This window comes from Bacillus sp. LR--39 (assembly GCF_053613335.1).
The window spans coordinates 1-707 of sequence record NZ_JBSIOT010000879.1 but is presented as its reverse complement, the minus strand read 5'-3'; the positions used below and the strand labels follow the sequence as shown (position 1 = coordinate 707).

Annotated in this window: 2 protein-coding genes; one reads left to right on the top strand and one right to left on the bottom strand. The window is 43.4% G+C overall.

Translation table 11 applies throughout. The features are described 5' to 3' along the window. The coding region (gene lrpC / locus ACWHAR_RS27200) for a transcriptional regulator LrpC (RefSeq protein ID WP_452088447.1) at positions 1–348 on the bottom strand (348 nt) is incomplete at its 3' end. A 184-nt stretch (positions 349–532) separates the two neighbouring features. Here lrpC and ACWHAR_RS27195 point away from each other — a divergent pair. Beyond that, the coding region (locus ACWHAR_RS27195; RefSeq protein ID WP_452088448.1) for a DUF3817 domain-containing protein at positions 533–707 on the top strand (175 nt) is incomplete at its 3' end.

Here is a 707-nt window from a genome sequence, read left to right as displayed (position 1 = left end):
TTCTACCGCTTCGAGGCTTTCGGCATTGATTTTCAGCATATAGCAGGCTGCACCCGCAATCCGGTAGCAAAATTCAATATTCGGCAATGTTTGAATATAGCTTTTGAACCGCTCGTAATCCGCGTTTTTAACGGTTGCTTCCACAATGCAGGAAACGGGAAGCCCCAGTTTTTTCTGGTCGACCTCCAGCGTGTATTGCTTGATGATGCCAAACGATTCAAGCTGTCTTACCCGTTCTGTTACAGATGGAGGCGACAGCTTAATTTTTCTGCCTAATTCCCTCATCGACAAACGGCTGTCCTTCTTCAGCTCCTCAATGATATTCAGATCAATCTGGTCAAGTTTCATTTCAACATCCTTCTTTTTTGATTTTGTACACATTATCTCGGGTATTTTTGTAAATGACAAGTACAGTTCCCTAGAAAAGGCATGTAAAAATGAATGTTTTCCGAACATTTTTTGAAAGCTGTCATATGCCCCTCCGGATTGTTTATAGTATAAAATGAAAACGTGTCCACAAGGAGGGCGATTTATGCTGCAAACGCCGATCGGAAGACTTCGCACGATGGGTTTTATTGAAGGAATGTCACTCTTAATCCTGCTGTTCATCGCTATGCCGCTTAAATATTGGGCAGGCCTTCCGCTTGCGGTGACAATTGTCGGTTCGGTTCACGGCGGGTTGTTCATTTTGTATTTGCTTGTCTTGG